General features: G+C 51.4%; 25 protein-coding genes. 10 read left to right on the top strand and 15 right to left on the bottom strand.

The genetic code is table 11. The annotated features are described in order from the left end of the window. Positions 1–15 precede the first annotated feature (15 nt). Together ACW73I_RS06205 and ACW73I_RS06200 are read right to left on the bottom strand one after the other, a co-directional pair. Positions 16–903, bottom strand: coding sequence for a DMT family transporter (locus ACW73I_RS06205; RefSeq protein ID WP_458028372.1), 888 nt, complete (start codon positions 901–903; stop codon positions 16–18). Further along, positions 896–1,690: a PhzF family phenazine biosynthesis protein gene (locus tag ACW73I_RS06200; RefSeq protein WP_458028371.1), complete on the bottom strand. Its 795-nt coding sequence runs from the start codon at positions 1,688–1,690 to the stop codon at positions 896–898. The genes ACW73I_RS06205 and ACW73I_RS06200 overlap by 8 nt, the downstream gene beginning before the upstream one ends. Positions 1,691–1,837: 147 nt before the next feature. Between ACW73I_RS06200 and ACW73I_RS06195 the strand changes: the two genes are divergently transcribed. Continuing rightward, entirely contained in the window at positions 1,838–3,259 is a 1,422-nt protein-coding gene (locus ACW73I_RS06195; protein ID WP_458028370.1) for an aminotransferase-like domain-containing protein, read from the top strand. Between the two features lie 304 nt (positions 3,260–3,563). After that, positions 3,564–3,983, top strand: coding sequence for a CopD family protein (locus ACW73I_RS06190; protein WP_458028369.1), 420 nt, complete (start codon positions 3,564–3,566; stop codon positions 3,981–3,983). A gap of 45 nt (positions 3,984–4,028) precedes the next feature. Here the strand turns inward: ACW73I_RS06190 and ACW73I_RS06185 are convergent, their stop codons facing one another. Further along, positions 4,029–4,481, bottom strand: coding sequence for a DUF2231 domain-containing protein (locus ACW73I_RS06185; protein WP_458028368.1), 453 nt, complete (start codon positions 4,479–4,481; stop codon positions 4,029–4,031). 39 nt (positions 4,482–4,520) lie between these two features. Here ACW73I_RS06185 and coxB point away from each other — a divergent pair, with 39 nt between their 5' ends. Genes coxB through ACW73I_RS06165 form a run of 4 tightly spaced genes read left to right on the top strand, consistent with a single transcriptional unit; the run spans position 4,521 to position 8,884 of the window. Next, on the top strand, positions 4,521–5,222 hold the full coding sequence (gene coxB, locus ACW73I_RS06180; protein ID WP_458028367.1) for a cytochrome c oxidase subunit II: 702 nt from the start codon (positions 4,521–4,523) through the stop codon (positions 5,220–5,222). Continuing rightward, positions 5,215–7,731 (top strand): cytochrome c oxidase subunit I, encoded by a 2,517-nt coding sequence (ctaD, locus tag ACW73I_RS06175; protein WP_458028366.1) that lies wholly within the window; start codon positions 5,215–5,217, stop codon positions 7,729–7,731. Before coxB ends, ctaD begins: the two co-directional genes overlap by 8 nt. Beyond that, complete coding sequence (locus tag ACW73I_RS06170; RefSeq protein ID WP_458028365.1) at positions 7,731–8,084, top strand: hypothetical protein; 354 nt, start codon at positions 7,731–7,733, stop codon at positions 8,082–8,084. Before ctaD ends, ACW73I_RS06170 begins: the two co-directional genes overlap by 1 nt. After that, complete coding sequence (locus ACW73I_RS06165) at positions 8,084–8,884, top strand: cytochrome c oxidase assembly protein (protein ID WP_458028364.1); 801 nt, start codon at positions 8,084–8,086, stop codon at positions 8,882–8,884. Before ACW73I_RS06170 ends, ACW73I_RS06165 begins: the two co-directional genes overlap by 1 nt. 319 nt (positions 8,885–9,203) lie before the next feature. On the opposite strand, the gene ACW73I_RS06160 is transcribed toward ACW73I_RS06165, so the two are convergent. The 12 genes from ACW73I_RS06160 to ACW73I_RS06105 all read right to left on the bottom strand — a co-directional run bounded on the left by ACW73I_RS06160 (position 9,204) and on the right by ACW73I_RS06105 (position 16,150). Then, on the bottom strand, positions 9,204–9,791 hold the full coding sequence (locus ACW73I_RS06160; RefSeq protein WP_458028363.1) for a hypothetical protein: 588 nt from the start codon (positions 9,789–9,791) through the stop codon (positions 9,204–9,206). 407 nt (positions 9,792–10,198) lie between these two features. Further along, positions 10,199–10,426: a hypothetical protein gene (locus tag ACW73I_RS06155; RefSeq protein WP_458028362.1), complete on the bottom strand. Its 228-nt coding sequence runs from the start codon at positions 10,424–10,426 to the stop codon at positions 10,199–10,201. A gap of 274 nt (positions 10,427–10,700) precedes the next feature. Next, the gene (locus ACW73I_RS06150) at positions 10,701–11,423 is read right to left on the bottom strand and encodes a phosphoadenylyl-sulfate reductase (RefSeq protein ID WP_458028361.1); all 723 of its coding nucleotides are present in this window, start codon (positions 11,421–11,423) and stop codon (positions 10,701–10,703) included. A gap of 320 nt (positions 11,424–11,743) precedes the next feature. After that, complete coding sequence (fae, locus tag ACW73I_RS06145) at positions 11,744–12,262, bottom strand: formaldehyde-activating enzyme (protein WP_458028360.1); 519 nt, start codon at positions 12,260–12,262, stop codon at positions 11,744–11,746. Between the two features lie 89 nt (positions 12,263–12,351). Continuing rightward, positions 12,352–12,723, bottom strand: a complete 372-nt coding sequence (locus ACW73I_RS06140) for a rhodanese-like domain-containing protein (protein WP_458028359.1) — start codon at positions 12,721–12,723, stop codon at positions 12,352–12,354. A 278-nt stretch (positions 12,724–13,001) separates the two neighbouring features. After that, positions 13,002–13,175 carry a hypothetical protein gene (locus ACW73I_RS06135; RefSeq protein WP_458028358.1) on the bottom strand — a complete coding sequence of 58 codons (174 nt, stop codon included), beginning with the start codon at positions 13,173–13,175 and terminating at the stop codon, positions 13,002–13,004. Positions 13,176–13,221: 46 nt separating this feature from the next. Continuing rightward, on the bottom strand, positions 13,222–13,392 hold the full coding sequence (locus tag ACW73I_RS06130; RefSeq protein ID WP_458028357.1) for a hypothetical protein: 171 nt from the start codon (positions 13,390–13,392) through the stop codon (positions 13,222–13,224). A 376-nt stretch (positions 13,393–13,768) separates the two neighbouring features. Continuing rightward, positions 13,769–14,275, bottom strand: a complete 507-nt coding sequence (gene smbP / locus ACW73I_RS06125) for a small metal-binding protein SmbP (protein ID WP_458028356.1) — start codon at positions 14,273–14,275, stop codon at positions 13,769–13,771. A gap of 167 nt (positions 14,276–14,442) precedes the next feature. Then, positions 14,443–14,652, bottom strand: coding sequence for a hypothetical protein (locus ACW73I_RS06120; RefSeq protein ID WP_458028355.1), 210 nt, complete (start codon positions 14,650–14,652; stop codon positions 14,443–14,445). 398 nt (positions 14,653–15,050) lie between these two features. Beyond that, on the bottom strand, positions 15,051–15,323 hold the full coding sequence (locus ACW73I_RS06115; protein WP_458028354.1) for a hypothetical protein: 273 nt from the start codon (positions 15,321–15,323) through the stop codon (positions 15,051–15,053). A gap of 107 nt (positions 15,324–15,430) precedes the next feature. Then, positions 15,431–15,790: a hypothetical protein gene (locus ACW73I_RS06110; protein WP_458028353.1), complete on the bottom strand. Its 360-nt coding sequence runs from the start codon at positions 15,788–15,790 to the stop codon at positions 15,431–15,433. 30 nt (positions 15,791–15,820) lie between these two features. Beyond that, complete coding sequence (locus tag ACW73I_RS06105) at positions 15,821–16,150, bottom strand: integrase arm-type DNA-binding domain-containing protein (RefSeq protein WP_458028352.1); 330 nt, start codon at positions 16,148–16,150, stop codon at positions 15,821–15,823. Between the two features lie 649 nt (positions 16,151–16,799). Between ACW73I_RS06105 and ACW73I_RS06100 the strand changes: the two genes are divergently transcribed. From ACW73I_RS06100 to ACW73I_RS06085, 4 genes are all read left to right on the top strand, one after another. After that, the gene (locus tag ACW73I_RS06100) at positions 16,800–17,045 is read left to right on the top strand and encodes a type II toxin-antitoxin system Phd/YefM family antitoxin (protein WP_458028351.1); all 246 of its coding nucleotides are present in this window, start codon (positions 16,800–16,802) and stop codon (positions 17,043–17,045) included. Further along, a complete protein-coding gene (locus ACW73I_RS06095; protein ID WP_458028350.1) occupies positions 17,029–17,430 on the top strand; it encodes a type II toxin-antitoxin system VapC family toxin in 402 nt (133 codons plus the stop codon). The genes ACW73I_RS06100 and ACW73I_RS06095 overlap by 17 nt, the downstream gene beginning before the upstream one ends. 15 nt (positions 17,431–17,445) lie before the next feature. Then, positions 17,446–17,757 (top strand): integration host factor subunit beta, encoded by a 312-nt coding sequence (locus ACW73I_RS06090; protein WP_458028349.1) that lies wholly within the window; start codon positions 17,446–17,448, stop codon positions 17,755–17,757. A gap of 501 nt (positions 17,758–18,258) precedes the next feature. Continuing rightward, positions 18,259–19,752 (top strand): sigma-54 interaction domain-containing protein, encoded by a 1,494-nt coding sequence (locus ACW73I_RS06085; protein WP_458028348.1) that lies wholly within the window; start codon positions 18,259–18,261, stop codon positions 19,750–19,752. The last annotated feature ends 19 nt before the right edge of the window (positions 19,753–19,771 follow it).

Below are 19,771 nucleotides of genomic sequence, written 5' to 3'. Positions count from 1 at the left end.
GCAGCCTTTTTGTTATCAGTGCTTACGTCCGGCCATCACGCAACCCACTACAATCAGAGCCGTAACGAGTTGGAGAGCTTCGAGGGATTCCCCCATCAACGTTGCACCGGCCGCCATGGTCAAAAACGGTTGCAACAGCTGTAATTGGCCGATGCGAGCGGTACCGCCCAGGGATAAACCCCTGTACCAAGCGCAAAACGCCAAATACATACTCACTATACTGACATAAGCGAACCCCGACCAACTGAGCCAGCCGACCTGCTTGAAATTGGCCGGCGCCGCCATCACCACCCAGGGCAGCAATAGCGGTGTTGCTGCCAGCAAGGCCCAACTGATGGTCTGCCAGGCGCCCAGCTCTTTCGTTAAACCGGCTCCTTCCGCATAGCCGTAAGCCGCGCACAATACGGCCGCCAGCAGATACAGATCGGCGGTTTGCAGTGTGCCGGCTCCCGATAAAACCACGAAAACCACGATCGCCATGCTGCCGACTGCGGTGGCCAACCAAAATTTCCCCGACGGACTTTCGCCGGACAGCCTCACACCAAACCAGGCGGTAAATAAAGGCGTCAATCCGACAATGACCGCACCGTGAATGGCGGAAACGCTTTGCATGGCCGCGGCCGATAACAACGGAAAACCGATCACCACACCGGACGCCGTCGAGCCCAGCCTTAGCCATTGACGCTTGCTAGGCAGCCGGGCATTGACCGTCAAAAGCGCCACCGCGGCCAATATCGAAGCCGCCACTGCCCGGCCGAGCCCGACAAACACCGGATCGAGATCCGCCACTGCCAATCGGGTGGCCGGCAAAGTCAGACTAAATCCGACGATGCCGACCATACCCGACAGATAAGCGCGCCTGACGGCCGCCGCATTTCGAGTTGTCGGCGAAGGGTTATGCATAAAGTTCTCCCTTGATCACGGTTTTGGCTTGCCCCGACAGCCGCACCCTGTCGCCCAACAGCTCGATACCGACCTCGCCGCCTCTGGCCGAAGCCTGATAGGCGGTCAGCTGCGCTTTCCCCAAAACCTTTCCCCAATAAGGCCCGAGCATGCAATGCACGGAGCCGGTCACCGGGTCTTCCGGTATGCCTACCGCCGGCGCAAAAAACCGGGACACAAAATCCCAGCGCGAATTGTTAGCGGCGGCCGCTGTGACGGCGACGCCCCGCCCGGTCAACCCGCGAATAAGGTTCATATCGGGATTGAGGCCGGCCACGGTTTGCGCGTCCCGCACCACAAGAATCAAAATCTTTCCGGCACGCAAGGCGGCCGTTGTTTGCGCACCGATTGCGGCATCGTAATCCGCGGACCGTTCGACCGGCTCAGCGATGAAGCCCGGGAAATCAAGACTAATGGCGGTGCCTGCCGCGGTTGCGGTCAAAATGCCGCTACGGGTCAGGAATTTCATCGGGCCATTGGCCACTGCCAATTCGTGCCGCAACACATGCGCGGCAGCCAAGGTGGCATGGCCGCACAAATCGACTTCCACGGTCGGGGTAAACCAGCGCAACGACCACATATCCGCATCCAGAGGATACAAAAAAGCCGTTTCCGATAGATTCATTTCCGCCGAAACATTCTGCATCCACGCTTCATCCCGACCCGGACTCACCAAGCAAACTGCTGCCGGGTTGCCGCTGAACGCTTGATCGGTGAATGCATCGATAATAAATAGTGAAGTTTTCATAGTCTTCGGTCGCTTGATGGGAGGCGTTACTGTAATCTAAGATGCCCAAACCGATACAGATGCAAAATAGTTAATTTATATCGATACAATTAACAGCTGCACACCGTTGTATCGATTGTGATTTAACCCAACTGTATTGGAATGTGTATGACGCTACGTTACGAAACCGTTGCCGAACACTTGTTAACCGCCATCGATCAGGGCATCTATCGACCGGGTGAACGCTTGCCCAGCGTGCGGCTACTCAGCCGGCAACACCAGATCAGCACGGCTACCGCGGTATCGGCGTTACGCCTGCTGGAAGACCAAGGCCGGATCGAGGCCCGCCAACGCTCCGGTTATTATGTGCGGCCTCGCTTGCGCTCCGTCCTGCAGGAACCGGCCATGTCCTCGCCGTCGCGGGAACCGACCCAGGTGACCGGCCAGGAGCTGGTGCTGCGGCTGGTGAAAGCGGCCAATAATCCGCAATTCATCCAGCTGGGCGCGGCGGTACCGGCGCCGTCCTTCCTGCCTACGCAAAAAGTGGCGCAACTATCGGCAGCCGCGTCTCGGCGTTACCGGCAGCGCATGTCCAGTTACGAATTTCCGCCCGGCGCGCCGGAGCTGCGGCGGCAAATCGCCAAGCGTATGTCGGAACAAAACTGCCCGGTCGATCCCAACGACATCCTGATCACCAACGGCTGCCAGGAGGCCATGACGCTGGCGCTGCGGGCTGTCACCGTACCCGGCGACATTGTTGCCGTGGAATCGCCTACCTTTTACGGCTTGCTGCAAGTCATCGAATCGCTGTCCTTGCGGGCCATCGAAATTCCGACCCATCCGCGCGAAGGCATTGCCCTGGAAGCGCTTCAATTAGCCTGCGAACAGTGGCCGATCAAGGCCTGTATTGTGGTGCTCAATTACAGCAATCCGCTCGGCTATTGCATGTCCGACCTGCGTAAACAGGCCCTGGTCGAATTGATCAACCGCTACCAAATCATGTTGATAGAAGACGATATTTACGGTGATCTGGGATTCAGCCTGCACAGGCCGTCAACGGTCAAAAGCCGGGATAGCGAAGGACGGGTGCTGTATTGCGCCTCTTTTTCGAAATCCTTGTCCCCCGGCTTGCGCGTAGGCTGGCTGGTACCGGGCGCACTGCATGAGAAAACCGAATATCTGAAATACGTGACGAATCTGGCCACCCCGACGCTGGCGCAGTTGACCGTGGCCGAGGTCTTGGAGCACGGCGGTTACGACCGTTATCTGCGCCGGGCCCGCCAACAGTACCGGCAAGCCGTGGAGCGGATGACAGCGGCGGTTGGCGCGTACTTTCCGCCCGGCACCCGAATCACTCAGCCGCAGGGCGGCTTCCTGTTGTGGGTGGAGCTACCCGGTAATGTCGACGCAATTACCCTGACCCAACAGGCCTTGATCCTGGGTATCAGCATTGCTCCGGGACCGATTTTTTCCGCCACGCAAAAATACCGCAATTTCATCCGCCTGAATTGCGCGGTGGATTGGGACGAACGGTTGAACAAAGCTTTGGTGACTTTAGGGCAGCTGGTTCAAGAAAAACTGAACGGGTGATCGATTTGGCTCAACCATCAAAAAAATGCTTGATGACCTGACAAACAAACATGGTTATAGTTAGCCCAACCGACAATTGAAACAAAAGGCGTATGGCATCGGGCGTATTGGCGCTGACAACAATGCAAGAAAAGCTTAATTTTATTGTCTAAAAGTAGTTGGCCGCCGCACACAAAAACCGTGCGGAAATTCTTCAAATGAAACTATCAAGGCGGAGTCCCGACGGTTCAGGCTTGATATGATCTGGAACTTGAGTTCTGTTGTACTAGACGGGAATTAATTTCATTACTCGTAAGGGGAAGATATGATTTGGCTTTTGCTGTTACATATCTCGGCGGTGGTGTGTTGGTGCGGTTCACTGCTCTATTTGTTTGCTTTCACAGCGGGCGTATCTTCCCAGCCGACACCGGATGAACGGCAGCGTCACTTAGCCTTGATCCTCAAGGTGTTCAGCCACTTCGCAACGCCGGCCGCATTGATTGCCATCATTTCCGGCACGATCTTGTTCGTAACAGCCGGCATTGCCAGCCACTGGCTCATAATAAAACTCACGCTGGTCACGGCATTGGTGCTTTGTCACGCTGTCGGCGGCTGGATTATTCTAAGCGCTGAAAAATCCCCCGCCAGAGACCTAACCTTGCCGTGCACATTGAGCGGAGTGATGGTCGTGATGTTGATTCCGGCGATTGTCTGGGTCGTGCTGACCAAACCTTATACAGCGTAGGAGGCGAAGTTGCGAGTTGTTAAGCCGAAACAACCACACGACGGCTCAGGTCTCGATTTTAACGCCGACGGCGTGTCCGTAGACCATCTGCCCCCCGAGAACGCTGGTGACGCTGATCATCGCCGCTGTCAGCAGCGAAACATACAAGCTCCAGAGACTAAAGCCGTTTTCGGCGGATACTCGCAACAACCAGTTGAACGAAGCCAGGGCCAGCGTCATGACGGCCAGCAAGGCATGGCTCCAAGCAATGATCAGATTGCGGATGTGCCACACCAGCAGCAGATCGACGAGACCGGCCAGACCGGCCAGCCAGCCGCCCAAGCTGCCAAGGCCCGCCAGCCACAAACCGACGCGCATCCAGAAAGGATCAGTGGTGTAAAGGTAAGCCAAGTCTGCCCCCACCAGCCCGAGCAGAAAGGCCACCGGAAAATGAATCAGCATAGGATGTATCGGATGCCCGTGTATGGACATACGGCTAATGATGGGATCTTGCGCCATAACGGCCTCCCTTCCGGCTGGCAACCGGAATCGTTGACGATGGTTCGCAGTTTAACGTTACCGGCACTATTTATCACCCTTTGTTTCCTGAGCGGTTGCGACGAATATCAATCCGCATTGAACCCGGCCGGACCCGCGGCCCTCGCCGTCAGTAGGCTGTGGTGGTGGATGTTGGGTTTTTCGGCGCTGGTACTTATAGTCATCGCCGCGTTATGGCTATATGCGATGAAGCGTAAACCTTTATCGGCGACCGACGCGCAAATTCGGCGGATCAATCAACGCTGGCTGATAGGAGGAGGATTGCTGCTGCCCATGGTCGGCATCCTGGCGCTGTTGGGATTCGCCGTTCCCATGGGGCATCGCATGCTGCCGTTGCCCGTCGCCGGGCAAACGCCGCTGCGCATCGAGGTGACCGGTCATCAGTGGTGGTGGGAGGTACGCTACCCCGACGCGGGGATTTTGCTGAAAAACGAGCTGCATCTGCCGACCGGGATGCCGGTCGATGTATATGTGACCAGCGCCGACGTGATTCATTCGTTCTGGGTGCCGAGGCTGGCGGGCAAGCTTGACATGATTCCGGGACGGACCAATATTCTGCGATTGCAAGCCGATACGCCGGGCCGTTTCCGCGGCCAATGCTCGGAATTTTGCGGTCTGGGGCACGCGCATATGGTGTTCGAGGTGCAGGCACATGAGCCTGAAGATTTTAAGGTCTGGCTGGAGGCACACACCCATGAATGAGGCGATCGGGCAACAGAGAAACGCGCTACATCAGAAGTTTATCAAAGTATGGGGCAATCCGAGCGGCTGGAGGGCCTTGACCATAGTCAATCACACCACGATCGGCATCCGCTTCATGATCACCGGCGGCGTTTTTTTCCTGATCGGCGGACTGATCGCGATGTTGATGCGCACCCAGCTAGCCTTGCCGGCGCAGAACATCGTAGAGCCGAAACTCTACGACCAGCTGTTTACGATGCACGGCACGATCATGATGTTTCTGTTCGCCGTGCCTGCGATCGAGGGTTTGGCGATGTATCTGATCCCGAAAATGATAGGCGCGCGCGATTTGCTGTTCCCCCGGCTCAGCGCGTTCGGTTATTGGTGTTATCTGTTCGGAAGCCTGATTCTGATGTCGAGCCTGCCGTTGGGCATTGCGCCGGCGGCCGGCTGGTTCATGTATACGCCGTTGACCAATGCCGCTCACTCGCCCGGCCCGAACGCCGACTTCTGGCTGCTCGGCATCACCTTCATCGAGATTTCCGCGGTATCGGCCGGGGTCGAACTGGTCGTATCGATCCTGCGCAGCCGCACCTCCGGCATGGCGCTGCTGCACATGCCGCTGTTCTGCTGGTACATATTGGTCATGGCGCTGATGATCCTGTTCGGTTTTCCGCCGTTGATCCTGGGCAGCATCTTGCTGGAACTGGAAAGAGCGGCCGGCATGCCGTTCTTCGATGTCGCCCGCGGCGGTGATCCTATCCTTTGGCAACACCTGTTCTGGCTGTTCGGCCATCCCGAAGTGTACATCCTGTTTCTGCCGGCCGCCGGCATCGTCTCGACCCTACTGCCCGTATTCTCGCGCCGCCCCATTGTCGGCTACCGCTGGATCGTGCTGGCTGTCATCGCGACCGGCTTCATCAGTTTCGGGCTATGGGTGCATCATATGTTTACCGTCGGCATACCGCATCTGGCGCAGGCGTTTTTTTCGGTGGCCAGCATGTTGGTCGCAATTCCTACCGGCATTCAGCTGTTCGCCTGGTTGGCGACCTTATGGACGGGGCGGCCGGTATATCATGTGCCGATGCTGTGGCTGGTCGGATTCCTGGTGATCTTTATGATAGGCGGATTGACAGGAGTCATGCTGGCAGTGGCGCCGTTCAACTGGCAGGTTCATGACACGCATTTCGTGGTCGCCCATTTGCATTATGTCGTGGTCGGCGGCATGTTGTTCCCGTTGATTGCCGGTTTATACTACTGGCTGCCGCATTTCTCGGGCCGCATGCCGTCGGAAAAGCTTGCACGCTGGGGCTTCTGGCTTTTCTTTGTCGGCTTCAACACCACCTTTCTGGTCATGCATCTGACCGGATTGCTCGGAATGCCGCGGCGAGTTTACACCTATCCGGCGGGGTTGGGATGGGATTTGCCCAACGCCGTCTCTTCGGCGGGCGGTTTCATCATTGCGATGGGCGTGGCGATGGTTCTGCTCGATATCGCATTGCATTTTCGTTACGGCCGCCCGGCCGGCGCCAATCCCTGGCAGGCGGATACGCTGGAATGGACCACCGCGACGCCGCCTCAGCCTTACAATTTCATCAGTCTGCCCGATTGTCCGACCAGACACCCGTCGTGGGATCATCCCGATCTGCAGGCTACCGTGGCCGAAGGCAAACACCGTTTGACCGAGATAGACCATGGCAGGCGCGAAACCTGGGGCTCGGATCCGCTTAGCGGCGAGCTGCGCGAAATCATTCACCTGCCCGGCAACTCATGGTTGCCTTTCTATTCGGCTTTGGCATTGTCGGGCGTCTGTATCGGCCTGTTGCTGAGGACCTACGACATCGCGGTGATTACGCTGTTGCTGAGTTTGATATTGCTGTTGCGCTGGTCCTGGATCAACGGCGCCCATCCGGCGGCGGCCCCGGATGCCAGCGTCAAACCGGGTTACCCGCCTTTACATTCGCGCACGTTCGACGGCCCCGGCTTATGGGGGATCATCACGACGCTGCTGGCAGACGCCACCCTGTTTCTTTCCTTGCTGTTCGGCTGGCTTTACCTCCGGACCGTGGCGCCGCATTGGCAAGCGCCCGCCTTCCCGCCGCTGTCTTGGTTGCCGTTGTTGATCAGCGCTGGGTTGTTGACGGTTGCGGCAATCGGGCATTGGTCCGTCTTGCGACGGCTACGCATGGGCTCGGATACTCATCTCAAGCGTAACCTCTGGATTATTGCCGCGGTCGGTTCGGTCCACATCGGCTTGTTGCTGTGGGCGTGGTCGACATCGACGTTGGCCGTCACGGAAACCGCTCACGATGCCGTGATCGCCGTGGTATTGATGTATCAACTGTTTCACAGCGGGCTGGCCGTGATCATGACGCTGTTGCAGGCGCTACGTGCGGCCTACGGTTATGTCGGCAAAACCGCGCCATTCGAGATTGCCGTCGTGACACCCTGGTGGCTTTACACGATCGGCGTGTTCTGGCTGAGCTTGGCGGCCATCGCCGTAATATCCGCAGCATGGAGAAGCGTCTGATGTTGTCGCCGTATCACCCAATGCAACTGGCGATGGGCCTGATCGTCTGGATCGCCTGGTTTATCCTGAAATATTCGGCTTTGGCGTTTGTCTGCGAATGGGCGCCGCCGTCGGTTGAACTGGGTGCTTTCACCTGGATCAATGCGGCTTTGCTGCTTGGTTCTCTGACGGTATCCGGCCTGTTGTTGTATTGGGCGCACCGTTGCTGGCGCGCGGCCCGTTCCGATCTTGAGCGAAACGACCGGGCAATCGATCTGTTTATCGTCAGATTGGGCGCCGGAATCAATCTATTGGGGGCCATCGTAACGCTCAGTCAGGGACTGATCTCGCTGCTTTTGCCTCCATGTCTTTAATGTCTTTAAAGGTAGCGCTGCTGACCGGCCTGGTGCTGCGATTCGATTCGGCACAGGCGCATGGTTTGGTGTCGGATACGAACGTTTCTTCACCCTCCATGGCCGGAGGACTGTTTCTGACCCTACTTTGGGCGGCCTATATCGTCGGAGCGAGACGTACGGCACCGACGACGGCGAGATGGTTGACTTTTCAGATAGCCGGTCTGATTACCGTCATGACACTTTTTGCCGACCGATACGGCGGCATGGCCGATAGCGCTTCGCTGCACATGGCCCTACATCTGTTGATGATGGTCGTCGTAGCGCCGCTTTTCGTGGTATCCCGGCCTTTGCCGCAGTGGCTTGCCGCAACCGGCCGGAACAGCCTCTGGCTGTGGCGGCCTTTGATTCGCCTGAGCAGCCGGCCGCTGTGGATGGGCGGCCTGCAAGGCCTCTTGATTTGGTTCTGGCATGCACCGAAATTTTACAATCTGGCCGTGGCCAACCCGTGGTGGCATCTGGCAGAACATGCCGGATTTATCATTGCCGCAGGTTTATTCTGGTGGTCGGTATTACGCCGGCACGCTGCCACCGCATTGTTGTCTGTGCTGTTCACACTGATGCACACCGGTATGCTCGGCGCCTTGTTGACGTTCGCGCCTACCCCCTTCTACAACGACGCCCGCGACTTGCAAGACCAGCAATTGGCCGGCTTGATCATGTGGGTACCCGGCGGCTTGGCCTATCTGATTGCGGGCGGCTGGTGCGGATCGCGCTTGTTGGTTGATGCGTACCCGCACTTTGGTGCCGGATCGAAATAATTCGGTCAGTTCCGCTTGTCACAGCTAAGGATTTGGCCAAAAACAACTTCCCGTTTTGCCGGTGCGAACCCTGGGTCATACCGAATGAGGAACGCCGTGCACCCTTCCATGGGGGCTTGACGGCAGCGTCCTTGCTGCCGACATCCTCACTCGCTACGTCCCCAGTGACTATTGCCACATAGCGAAGTTATTTTGAACGATATCCTAAGGACTTAGAAACATTTTGTTCAACAATTCAAATGGCATACAAAAAAGATAGCGAGTCAGGCTCGTCAAACGGCGTTTAACGTTCGTCGCGTCACAATTCGGATTAATGCCGTCATAACATTAACTGCATTGCGGCAAACATGTATCCCATGGACGCCGCCATCACGGCCATACTGATATTGCCGGTGACAGTCCGGGGTATCAAAGGCCCTATCCATGCCTTGCCGCCAAAACCGATCTCAATGCTGCGGCCAGCTCTTGCGTCATTACATAAGCCGATAAGCCAACCGATGGTTTCCAACGTAAAATAGCCGACTGCCGAGTAGCTGAGCCAGGGTATCCAATACCCCACGGGCATCCACATATAAACCATCGCGGCCTGCTGAATCAGCGCCAAAATCCATAAGTAACTGAACTTACGTCGTTGTATACAGCGCGCAATCATCCATAGAAAAATCGCCGCCGTTGTGAACGCGAACAAGCTCATCCAAGCCCGCGCTGGAATCCATTTCCAGGCGAACGCCATCGATGCGTACATATAAAGCATTCCGAGCAACATCACGATATGAGCGCCGTGAAACCAGCGATGCTGACCATGCCTATGGATCAGGTGGCCACAGTGAAAAACCAGCACGCTTGCCAGCATTGCTATCCATATTACCGTAACCCGGTGAGTTAGAAGATTCAAAGATGCAGTCATTATCGCGATTAGTCTCCCGTCGTTTTGTAAGCCACGCTTCCGGCCGATTAGCCGGCCAGGCTTAGTTTTGCAACGTAGACCCCATTAGTCTAAAAAAGTTGTCAAATGGCGACTTACAAACTGTATTAACAGGGGAGGTGAAGTTGAACTTAACAGTGGGCCATTTCGCGACATAAACATACGGCTATCGTTTAGCTGTTCAGATCAATACCCAGCTTGCGACAAACCGGCAAAACCTATCGACAGCAACCACGATGCCCGTATACACGCAGAAGATGCGACGGAAATCAATGTTGATTACCGCAAGGACTTCTCTGAGGCAGCTGCGCATCAACCGTCCCGGCATATCCAGCAGTAAGCCTTTTTGGGCGTGGGGCCGCCTTATGAACGTTCGGCCATTCTCGGCTTCATACTTCAATGTCTGAGTGAGGACGGTGTGTGAATTCGAGAATTTGGTCAACCCGCATCAGTAGTTCCCGTTCTATCTGCGGCAGCTGTTGTTCATCGTCGACTCCGGGTGCATAACCGTCCAGCACGGCCAAATCTCTGACATCCACAACCGCGCCAAGCAGTTGATAGCCTTCGTCTTTTTGGGCATCCCAAATCACTAGGGAAATCAACGGGTTTTCGCTCACGTTCCGCATCGTGCCAGGGCAGAACCATTCTTGCACAGCCACTTGGTTCTCGGACGCTCGTACTAACCGAGCTGCAGTTGCGAGATGGGGCAATCCCTTGGAATTTGTCGTGGCTACGAAGACATGCGCTAAATTCTTAGCCAGATCTAGCGCTGCCTGTAATACCCCTATTTGCATAACATACCTCCGGACTTCGCCTCGCAAACTATTCAATACGCAGCGCAAATGCGCTACAAGTCCTGCCGATAGTATTTCAAATTTGCCGCGATCGGCCTTAATCTTTTAAATTACCGGCATGTAGGCCGCATTCCTTCTGGGCTCCCGCCTCCCACCACCAGCGGCCGGCTCGTTCATGTTCATGAGGCAGAATAGCCCGTGTGCAAGGTTCGCAGCCTATGCTGGCATAGCCTTTATCATGTAATTCATTGTAAGGTACCCGATAGGCGTCAATGTAGTCCCAAACCTGATTTAAGGTCCAATTCGATAACGGATTAAATTTTATGAGCGAATACCTCGGCCTAGAAAACTCCGAGTCGATTTGCACTTCAGGAATATTTTCCCGGGTTTCGGAATTTTGATCCTTGCGTTGACCGGTAATCCATGCATCCACCTGAACCAGTTTGCGTCTTAACGACTCGACTTTACGGATGCCGCAACATTCCGCATGACCATCCCGATAAAAACTGAACAGGCCTTTCTTCTTTACTAAGCTATCGAGCAAGTCTTTATCCGGCGATAATAATTCGATGTTTATCTGATAATGCTTTCTGACTTTTTCGATGAAACGGTAGGTTTCGGGATGTAAACGGCCGGTATCCAAGCAAAAAACGGAAACGTCCTTTCTGATCTTGACGGCCATGTCAATCAAAACCACATCCTCCGCACCACTGAAAGCGATTGCAATATTATCGAACAGATCCAACGCTATTTTAAGTATTTTGCCAGGCGGCCTATGCGCGGTATCAGTTTGTAATTTCAGGATATCGAAAGTGGTCATAGCATTCTTTACCGATAAACAGAAATCGCCCCTGCCCAAACGCTGGCTATCGACTCTGCTGCGAGCTTTTCCGACATAGCGAAGGCTTAAATAGTCCCCTTTCGGTAATTTGGCGATAGTTAATTTGGTGCCTCCGATAACCGAACGCCAAAACGGAATGATGATACCTTCGAACCCTAATTGGCACGCGGATTTGTCATCCTATGCTTTTTGCACTTATCCGGTTGATAGCTAACCGATGAAACTCTTTTTAAGGCATCAAAATTTGTTGGTAAATGCCGGTATTTAATCGTTCGGCTTCAAATGTCCTTCCTACTGCTTCAATCGTGAGCGGCCAAGGGATGATGCTGAAGGGATTCTTGGGCAATTGCTACTTCAGGAGCCGGAAAACCCTCTACCGCACGCTGAATGGCCAGTTTGGTCGCAGCATAATTCCAATCCTGAATTCTGGCGTTGTCCTTGGCATTCCAATGAATAAATACCCCGATACAAATAAAAATGTCTCTTGCCTCGGCTACCGGAATTACACCTTCTTTAACCGAATCGACAACAGCCATCGCCACTCCTCTCTGAGCGGGACCGAACATTTGTTCAGCCTGCTTGGCGTTCTTGATCTCTACCTTGTTAAACATCACTGTCGCAGGCCTTGCCATTAAGTTAGGCGCCACCAGCGCCAATAATGCGTTATCGCCGCGTTTCTGATTGGTAAGCGTGGAGCAAAAAGCAGTTTCAGCCGCACTGCCTCTGGGTCCCATAATCAAGTCGATATGAGCCACTTCGTTGCCTTCACCAACCAAGGCTTCGCCGACCATAACACGATCTATTTTGGTAACATGCATGCTCTCCATTGTGTTATCTCCCGTGATTAATTCGAGTAAAAGTCGTATTCAGAGGAAACGATTTGAATTTCGTTTAGAAAAATCAGATTTCATGAAGAACACTGCTCTTCGCAAGCGGCGATATCATCGCACGATACCGAATAGCCGGCGTCCAGCCAATCTTCCATTCCGCCTTCGTACGCCGAAACATTGGTATAACCCGCATCGGTTAAAAGGTTGGCAGCCTCTTTTGAAGCACTGCAATGAAATCCTGCACAGTAAGTCACTATTGGGTAATCATTACCCTTGTCTCCCAATAAGCCCTCTACCCGCTTAACAAAATCAGCTGTTGAAACGGGAATGTTTTGAGAGTTTGGAATATGCATTTTCCGGAACGATGAACTCGAAAGTACGTTAAGCAACAGAAAGTCCTGTTGTTCGTCTAACATTTGTTTTAAATCGAAGCGTGAAAGTACTTTCATGTCGATATCTCCTGTTGAGCGTTTCAGGCTTAATTGCCTGCAAATTGAAGCCGAAGTTATTCCACATTTTGAATAAGCAAGGAGAAATTAGAATCTTACGCTTGAATACCATCTTCCTTTGAATCGAAGTTCTGGAAAAATCAGCCACCTGTAGATTAGGCCATATGATTTAACGCTCGAAATCGCAAAATCGCAATCCTGAGAAATACCTAAGTAGAAATACTCAAAAACGTACGAGTTAACGTATTGCCCTTGACTATCAAACGGCATAATATCCTTCAATTGTAAGTTACCAAGAAAATGCTGCCTGTCGAGGCCATGATGCTTGAGTAACCTTGGCCTTGAAGGCGGGCTAATGTTTTCTTCTTGGTTTTTTGGACATCTTCTGCTCCGTTTCTGTGTCCTTGCGGACTCTCAAAAGTAGCAGTTTTTTCACTTAACAGGTTGTTCAATTTTTGGCTCCACCTCTAGTTTTCGCGGCGCGGCGTGATGGCAGCCTTATCGATCATAAAGCTGGTCTACCATATTTTTGAACCAGGCCGGCCGAAAAATCATCACGTACAAAATGAGTATTTCCAAAATTGGAAGTGGCAGGATGTGTAGGGCAATCAACGTCAGCAATACTAAAACGCCGACAATCAGTTTGGGGAGAAAAGTGACTTTATTCATTTTCCGTTCCTCATCTACCTTATTCGACACATTCATTTGTCGTGCGAAAGGGTTCGACGCGACCGGGAGCTTTGCACTCGCCTTTTCCCGGCTATCCGATAGTGGCATTGGCTTGTTGTGCTAGTGCTTAATCGCATTAATCGGTAAAGCTAGAACGTTAATTACGTTCATGATGTTAAGCGACGTTTTCGTATCGCTTTTTTGAAATTAAGCACTAGCACGAAAGCTGAATTTAGCGGCTACGAGCGATGTATTTGTGAATAGCAAACAACATCTCCCGCTTTATCGATAACCTCTTTTGCATAAGCACGCCTAGTCGCCGCCTATGCCTGTTGCACTCTGCTAATGCGCTACGCGGCCTGAGCCTGGGAACCGGCTATTCACCCTGTGACTCCGGGTTTTGCGCTTCCGGGGCTTCAATTGCCTTCTCCGCCGTAGCCGCCTTGCCTTCACCTGTTACCGCTTCCATCCCTTTGGATTGAGCGGATTGTTTCATCTTTTTGACCGCTTCCTTGGACTCAATCGCCATTTCTGCGGCATCGGCATTGGTTCGACTGGCTTGTTTCAAATGCTCTACGGCTTCTTCGGCCGACGCCATTGCAATCGCGGTATGGTTCATCTTGCCGTGCTCTATGGAAGCATTCAAATTCTTTGCCGCTGCTTCCAAATGTATTTTATCCTCGCTTTTGGCATCTTTAAGCGCCATTTTAACCTGATCAAGCGCAGCTTCGGCATGTTCGACTAACATTGGCGCATGCCCCAATTGACCGTGTTTGATAGCCTCATTGGCGTGTTCCAATGCAACGGATGTATGATCTTCGGCGAGAATTAAACGACTGAAGCCAAGCAGCAGTACAAGTGTGGTGATTGTTAGTAGTTTCATAAATCTATCCTCTTAATTCCACAGACCTTCGAAACGTTGCCAAGTTCTGGCGCCTGATTCCATAGGTCTGTTTTATGTTCAACGATTGGGTCGTTCGCCCTACACGGGCTAAGTGACTAGGCCCGCCGTTCGACGACCTATAATTAATTTAAACCGGATTTGCCAGATCAAACTGATACCCGGCCGGCGAGCGGTGCGCAAATCGTGGCGAGCGTGTTACTTACTTCCCTTTCCGTAATGTTCTTGATGCTTCCCATGATTTTATGCGCACCATCTCCTACGCACACGGGTAAACATCCGCAATCGTGATCCCACATCATTTGCGCGGTTTGCTCAAGGCTCTGCCCGGGATGACAAGACTGTATTTGTTTGCTCATTATCCGCTGTACTCGCATGGTATTACCCCCCGAAAAAATGGAAATTACCTAAGTTTCCAGTGCTTGCGGCGTAGTCTCGCTATTCGTCGTAGGTCGTAGTATCTTTTGTGTTACTTGGGTTTGTTTAATTAATATTTGCCAACTTGGCTGTCTTCAAGCGACAAATGTGAGCGGTTGTGAACCGAAGCTTGCCGTCCACCGGATTTACCCAACGGCAGTTTATGATGAACAAAACATTGTGCAAACGCAATGCGTGGAAATACCCATCTTTCTAGGATAAAGCATCTGTACGCCGTTCATGCTGGTTGCTGCGCGAAATTGAAGAATGGACCGACCGCGTCCGGTTTCCGATTTACTGCCACCCCCTAATACGGCAACTGCCGGACGCAACGGCAAGCCTAACGCTCGAAACGCTTTGCCAGTAACTCAAGATGCTCCGATAGATTGAAAAGCCAAAAGCTTTTTTCATCGTCATATTGATGGCGATTATAAGTTCCAACCACCCCGGGTAACATATGACCGATAATCGTTTCACCTACTGCATCCGGACATCCTAATTTTGCAAGCAAGGTACGCGATGTCCGTCGTAAGTCATGCGGCGCCCAATGAGCCACCGTCAATCTAGGTCTCGCCTGTTCGGGGCGTATCTCTTTGATCCGCAGCAGTTTCATGCCGGGTATTTTTCGTTCTCACTTTCGGTATAGTCCACCATAATCGCCCCCCTCTTCGCTAATTTCAGTTCCTGACATACCGACAATCTCTGAGCCGCGAGTTCCGGTCAAAGATATAGCGTTAAAACATCGGTTATGACCGGTGCGAAATTCGAAAGCCAAGCAATCAATTCACCGACTTCGTCTTCAGTAAGTACGCGCTTGATCACGCCGATGTTCTTACCTTCTATGGTTTTTCCTTTTGATCTAATTTTTCCGCGTAAAATTAAGCGCCACCAATTTACTGCGGCTTCAGGCAGTCTGTCGGCATCCATTGCATAATCCCAGGCAGCGCCTGGCTCGCATCGTAATTTTCCAGCCTGCACGGGCGATATTGCGGCGTACTTCTGAATCAAATCAAAAGCCATTGCTCGGGTAATCGCAGTGGATGGTAAATCCGCCATATCACCCAGCATCGTGTTAAACATCCTTGCAATTTCAGCCGAGCCTTTTGGGGCTCAGTGACGGCGAACATGTCCGGCTAAATATTCATCGCACAGCACGCGTACTGTATAAGCGTTTTCAGAATTTGCCGCCTCTTGTTTTAACGTTAAGGCTTTTGCCTCTAATTTCGCTTGCTTGGCTTCTAATACAGGATCCCCGCCGGAATCACGCTGGTTTTTCAAAGCCTCCCAGGCGACAATAGCCGATGGAAATGACATAGACGACCAATGACCAATCGATACCTGCCGAAGGCGTCCATCAACACTGCTTCCATATCGATAAAACCAGGTTCTCACCTTTGCCATGGCAGACAAACGCAATCCGGGGTAATCGTCAAAAGCCATAGGCTGTCCGAGTAGCAAAGCTTTAGCGGTGCGGGCGTCGAATTGCATTTTAGTCTAGGTTTTTTTGTAGCGAGTGATCGGTCTCGTATAACCTGATAAAACCCATACTAAAAACTAAAGTGCAGGTAAGTTTTGATAAGTGTCGATAATGTTGCACTCAACGGAACACAAGAAAATATTACTTATTTATCAGTTTATTACAAATGAATAACCAGAAAACACAAGGCACCAAGCAAGAAGATAAAATGCAACACACGCCGATGATGCATAGTCGTGTTATCATTTAAATACAATAAGTTGAATATTTAATTTTGCCAGGTTACGCTAAAAGTTACGCTTCAGCTGATGCAATTATCAAAAATTTTGGGACGATTCATTTGAATCAGAAGAATAAGTAAGTACCTGGCAAACCGCATCAACCTGACTTATTTCGATTCGTTAACATGGCCTTTCTAAACTACCGACTGGGTACCTCGTTCAATCCTTAAATTTTCACCCTTATTACCGGCATCAAATGATTAAATTTCACCCCAACATCGCCTCTACTTTAATCATCTAAACTCAATTCGACTACCAGTCTAATTAACCATCGACTCTGACTAAAAAAGCCTATAATGTACATTAACGATGTACATTACTTGGAGTAACTATGACGGCTGTCAATGTCACTGAATTACGCCAACACTTACCGGAATATCTTAAGCAAGTGCAACTCGGCGAAGAGATTACCATCACCGTGCGCGGTAAAACAATCGCACGCATTGTGCCTGATCATGATGAGACCAAGCGTGAAGCGGCGCTTAAACGGTTGTCAGCACTACGCGGCAAAATGATCGTCGGTGATATTCTGAGTCCATGTTCCGATGAATGGACGGGCGATGCTAACAATTTGTGATACGCATATCCTGTTGTTCTGGGCCGATGCCCCACATCGCCTTTCGGCGACCGCCAATGCAGCCCTGAAATCAGGCATCGAGTCAGAAAATCTAGCCTGTTCGGATATCAGTCTTTGGGAAATCGCAATGCTTTATACCCGGGGAAGAATCAATAATCAGGCAGGCGTATCTTCCAGTACCTATATTGAGGATATTCTCCTAGCGATGAACATGTCAGTTCTGCCGATCACGGCAGAAATTGCCGAATTATCACAAAGCGATTCGTTTATGCATGGCGATCCTGCCGATCGTCTTATCGCAGCGACAGCATTGGCTCACCGTACCCAACTGATTACTTCTGACGAAAAACTGCGCTCTATTCCAGAATTACGGTGTGTTTGGTAAACCTATCAAAATACAATGACTAAATCTGAATTGATTGAACAACTTGCAATAAAACTACCGCACTTATTGCCCAAGGATGTGGAATTGGCCGTCAACATCATGATTCACAATATGACAGATAGTCTGGCGACTGGCGGACGCATTGAAATCCGCGGTTTTGGGGGATTCTCGCTTACCCGGCACGCCGCTCGTTTGGGCCGGAATCCTAAAACGGGTGAAAAAGTGAGTTTGCCTAGCCGCTACGCAACCCACTTTAAGCCAGGGCTGGATTTACGCGAACGCGTTGATCAGTCGAGAGCAACCTTTCCGAAGATCAAAGATCATTAATGTAATCGTCAACAACCCGCTTTCATCCCATCTCAAATCAGGGCCAATCGGATGCTGAGCTGAATGGTCAACCTTCAAGCATCCATTGAATAGCAACAGGAATATTTCGGATTCTGATCGGCCAGCGATAAATTATCACGGAACGATAATTCGATTTCATCGTTGATCTTTTCGAACAGAAACAGTAAGACCTTGGGCGGCAATGTTAATCGGCGTGGGAATTTTTCCATTCCACAGGACGAGTTATTGTCTATCAATGGATTAGAAGTTTACCATGGTGCCGATTTATGGAAAAACCTTTTGGCCAGTTAATACCACCCTTCTCTCATGTTCTTTTTACTCTTAACGTAATTAGATGGTTTCCGTATAGCTTACGTAAAATGCCGTTAACAGCTTTGCTTTTGATCGAATATCTGTGAGCACAGAAAAAATCAGGTTGACCATTCTCAATTTTTGCTCATACTGAGCATAATAAATTTTACATTTTAGATAAAATTTTTAATGGAACACAGATTGCTCTTTTCGTGGATTGGCAACACAGACATTCGGGAGGCGGCAGACCGCAAACGCCCAGGTCCTTTAGAAAGCATCCTGGAAGCTTCTGAATATGATGTTCTATACCTGATATACGACAAACCGGAAGCTGAGGCCATCCCGTATATCCGCCATATTGAAGAGAGATTCGACTTAGTCATCATAAAAAACCCGGTTTCATTAGCGGATCCAACGCATTTTGGCGATATCTATCGGGCGTTTGACGCGATGCTGGATAAAGCCCACAGCGCGTATCCAAATGCTGAGCTTACAATTCAAATCACTTCGGGTACGCCGGCGATGACGGCCGTTTCGATTCTGTTGGGTAAAGCCAAGTACTCGACAAAGTTCGTGCAGTCATCCATTGAACAAGGGGTGTCTGAGCCAGATTTGCCGTTTGATATTGCGGCTGATTTTTTACCGGCTTTGGCAAAAAAGACTGACGCGAAATTTTCTAGCTTGTTTTCAGGGCAAACGCCGAATACTGCGGCATTCGCTGATATATTGACGCAATCAGCCATTATGGAAACCCTGAAACTGAAAGCGGCGACCATTGCTCAACGTGATGTTCCAGTGCTGATTTATGGTGAAACCGGAACAGGGAAAGAGCTATTTGCCAAAGCAATTCACAATGCGAGTAGCCGCGCAGACAAGCCGCTACTGACATTAAATTGCGGCGCCATTCCAAAAGAACTTATTGATACAACCTTATTTGGTCATACGAAAGGCGCGTTTACCGGAGCGAATGAAACAAAGAAAGGCTATTTTGAGCAGGCCGATGGCGGCACCTTATTCTTGGATGAATTCGGTGAACTACCCTTGGAATCACAAGTAAGACTTTTACGAGTGATACAGCAAGGTACATTTACCCCAGTAGGCTCCACGGCTGAAAAGCGAGTCGATGTGCGCATAATTGCAGCCACGAACCGTAACCTGATCGAGGAAATTGCTGAAGGCAAATTTCGGGAAGATTTGTTCTATCGGGTGGCGATCGGCATGATTACTCTTCCTCCGCTACGGCAGCGAAAAGGTGATTTGCCGCTGCTTGCAAAAGCATTGTTGGAAAAAGTGAATCAGGAAGCCAACAATGCCCCCGGATATATACATAAAAATCTTTCTGTTAGTGCAATAAAATTTATATGCAACTACGGATGGCCTGGGAATGTGAGAGAGCTTCAAGCAACTATCCTTCGTGCATCGTTATGGCAGCAAGATAAGTTGCTGACCGAGGACGATATACGTGATGCACTGCTTGAAACCTGCCCAGTTCGAGATGGAATATTGGGACGAGACCTTTCTCAAGGCATTGATATAACGGAAATAATTAAAGAAGTGAGTACGCACTATATCGAACGTGCATTGAAGGAAAATGATGGGAACAAAAGTAAAGCGGCGGCGATGTTAGGGCTGAAAAATTATCAGACATTGAATAATTGGATCGAAAAATACGATGTAAAATAACATTGGCACGGCTTTCGCT

This window comes from Methylomonas sp. MgM2, assembly GCF_054172045.1.
Note: the sequence above shows the minus strand (reverse complement) of the source record. Positions and strands in the feature narration are given on the sequence as shown.

What these genes read in the sequence shown, in the direction of transcription:
- ACW73I_RS06205 (WP_458028372.1), bottom strand. Translation starts at nt 903, where the DNA reads ATGCATAACCCTTCGCCGACAACTCGAAATGCGGCGGCCGTCAGGCGC.
- ACW73I_RS06200 (WP_458028371.1), bottom strand. Translation starts at nt 1,690, where the DNA reads ATGAAAACTTCACTATTTATTATCGATGCATTCACCGATCAAGCGTTC.
- ACW73I_RS06195 (WP_458028370.1), top strand. Translation starts at nt 1,838, where the DNA reads ATGACGCTACGTTACGAAACCGTTGCCGAACACTTGTTAACCGCCATC.
- ACW73I_RS06190 (WP_458028369.1), top strand. Translation starts at nt 3,564, where the DNA reads ATGATTTGGCTTTTGCTGTTACATATCTCGGCGGTGGTGTGTTGGTGC.
- ACW73I_RS06185 (WP_458028368.1), bottom strand. Translation starts at nt 4,481, where the DNA reads ATGGCGCAAGATCCCATCATTAGCCGTATGTCCATACACGGGCATCCG.
- coxB (WP_458028367.1), top strand. Translation starts at nt 4,521, where the DNA reads ATGGTTCGCAGTTTAACGTTACCGGCACTATTTATCACCCTTTGTTTC.
- ctaD (WP_458028366.1), top strand. Translation starts at nt 5,215, where the DNA reads ATGAATGAGGCGATCGGGCAACAGAGAAACGCGCTACATCAGAAGTTT.
- ACW73I_RS06170 (WP_458028365.1), top strand. Translation starts at nt 7,731, where the DNA reads ATGTTGTCGCCGTATCACCCAATGCAACTGGCGATGGGCCTGATCGTC.
- ACW73I_RS06165 (WP_458028364.1), top strand. Translation starts at nt 8,084, where the DNA reads ATGTCTTTAAAGGTAGCGCTGCTGACCGGCCTGGTGCTGCGATTCGAT.
- ACW73I_RS06160 (WP_458028363.1), bottom strand. Translation starts at nt 9,791, where the DNA reads ATGACTGCATCTTTGAATCTTCTAACTCACCGGGTTACGGTAATATGG.
- ACW73I_RS06150 (WP_458028361.1), bottom strand. Translation starts at nt 11,423, where the DNA reads ATGACCACTTTCGATATCCTGAAATTACAAACTGATACCGCGCATAGG.
- fae (WP_458028360.1), bottom strand. Translation starts at nt 12,262, where the DNA reads ATGCATGTTACCAAAATAGATCGTGTTATGGTCGGCGAAGCCTTGGTT.
- ACW73I_RS06140 (WP_458028359.1), bottom strand. Translation starts at nt 12,723, where the DNA reads ATGAAAGTACTTTCACGCTTCGATTTAAAACAAATGTTAGACGAACAA.
- ACW73I_RS06130 (WP_458028357.1), bottom strand. Translation starts at nt 13,392, where the DNA reads ATGAATAAAGTCACTTTTCTCCCCAAACTGATTGTCGGCGTTTTAGTA.
- smbP (WP_458028356.1), bottom strand. Translation starts at nt 14,275, where the DNA reads ATGAAACTACTAACAATCACCACACTTGTACTGCTGCTTGGCTTCAGT.
- ACW73I_RS06120 (WP_458028355.1), bottom strand. Translation starts at nt 14,652, where the DNA reads ATGAGCAAACAAATACAGTCTTGTCATCCCGGGCAGAGCCTTGAGCAA.
- ACW73I_RS06115 (WP_458028354.1), bottom strand. Translation starts at nt 15,323, where the DNA reads ATGAAACTGCTGCGGATCAAAGAGATACGCCCCGAACAGGCGAGACCT.
- ACW73I_RS06110 (WP_458028353.1), bottom strand. Translation starts at nt 15,790, where the DNA reads ATGTTTAACACGATGCTGGGTGATATGGCGGATTTACCATCCACTGCG.
- ACW73I_RS06105 (WP_458028352.1), bottom strand. Translation starts at nt 16,150, where the DNA reads ATGGCTTTTGACGATTACCCCGGATTGCGTTTGTCTGCCATGGCAAAG.
- ACW73I_RS06100 (WP_458028351.1), top strand. Translation starts at nt 16,800, where the DNA reads ATGACGGCTGTCAATGTCACTGAATTACGCCAACACTTACCGGAATAT.
- ACW73I_RS06095 (WP_458028350.1), top strand. Translation starts at nt 17,029, where the DNA reads ATGCTAACAATTTGTGATACGCATATCCTGTTGTTCTGGGCCGATGCC.
- ACW73I_RS06090 (WP_458028349.1), top strand. Translation starts at nt 17,446, where the DNA reads ATGACTAAATCTGAATTGATTGAACAACTTGCAATAAAACTACCGCAC.
- ACW73I_RS06085 (WP_458028348.1), top strand. Translation starts at nt 18,259, where the DNA reads ATGGAACACAGATTGCTCTTTTCGTGGATTGGCAACACAGACATTCGG.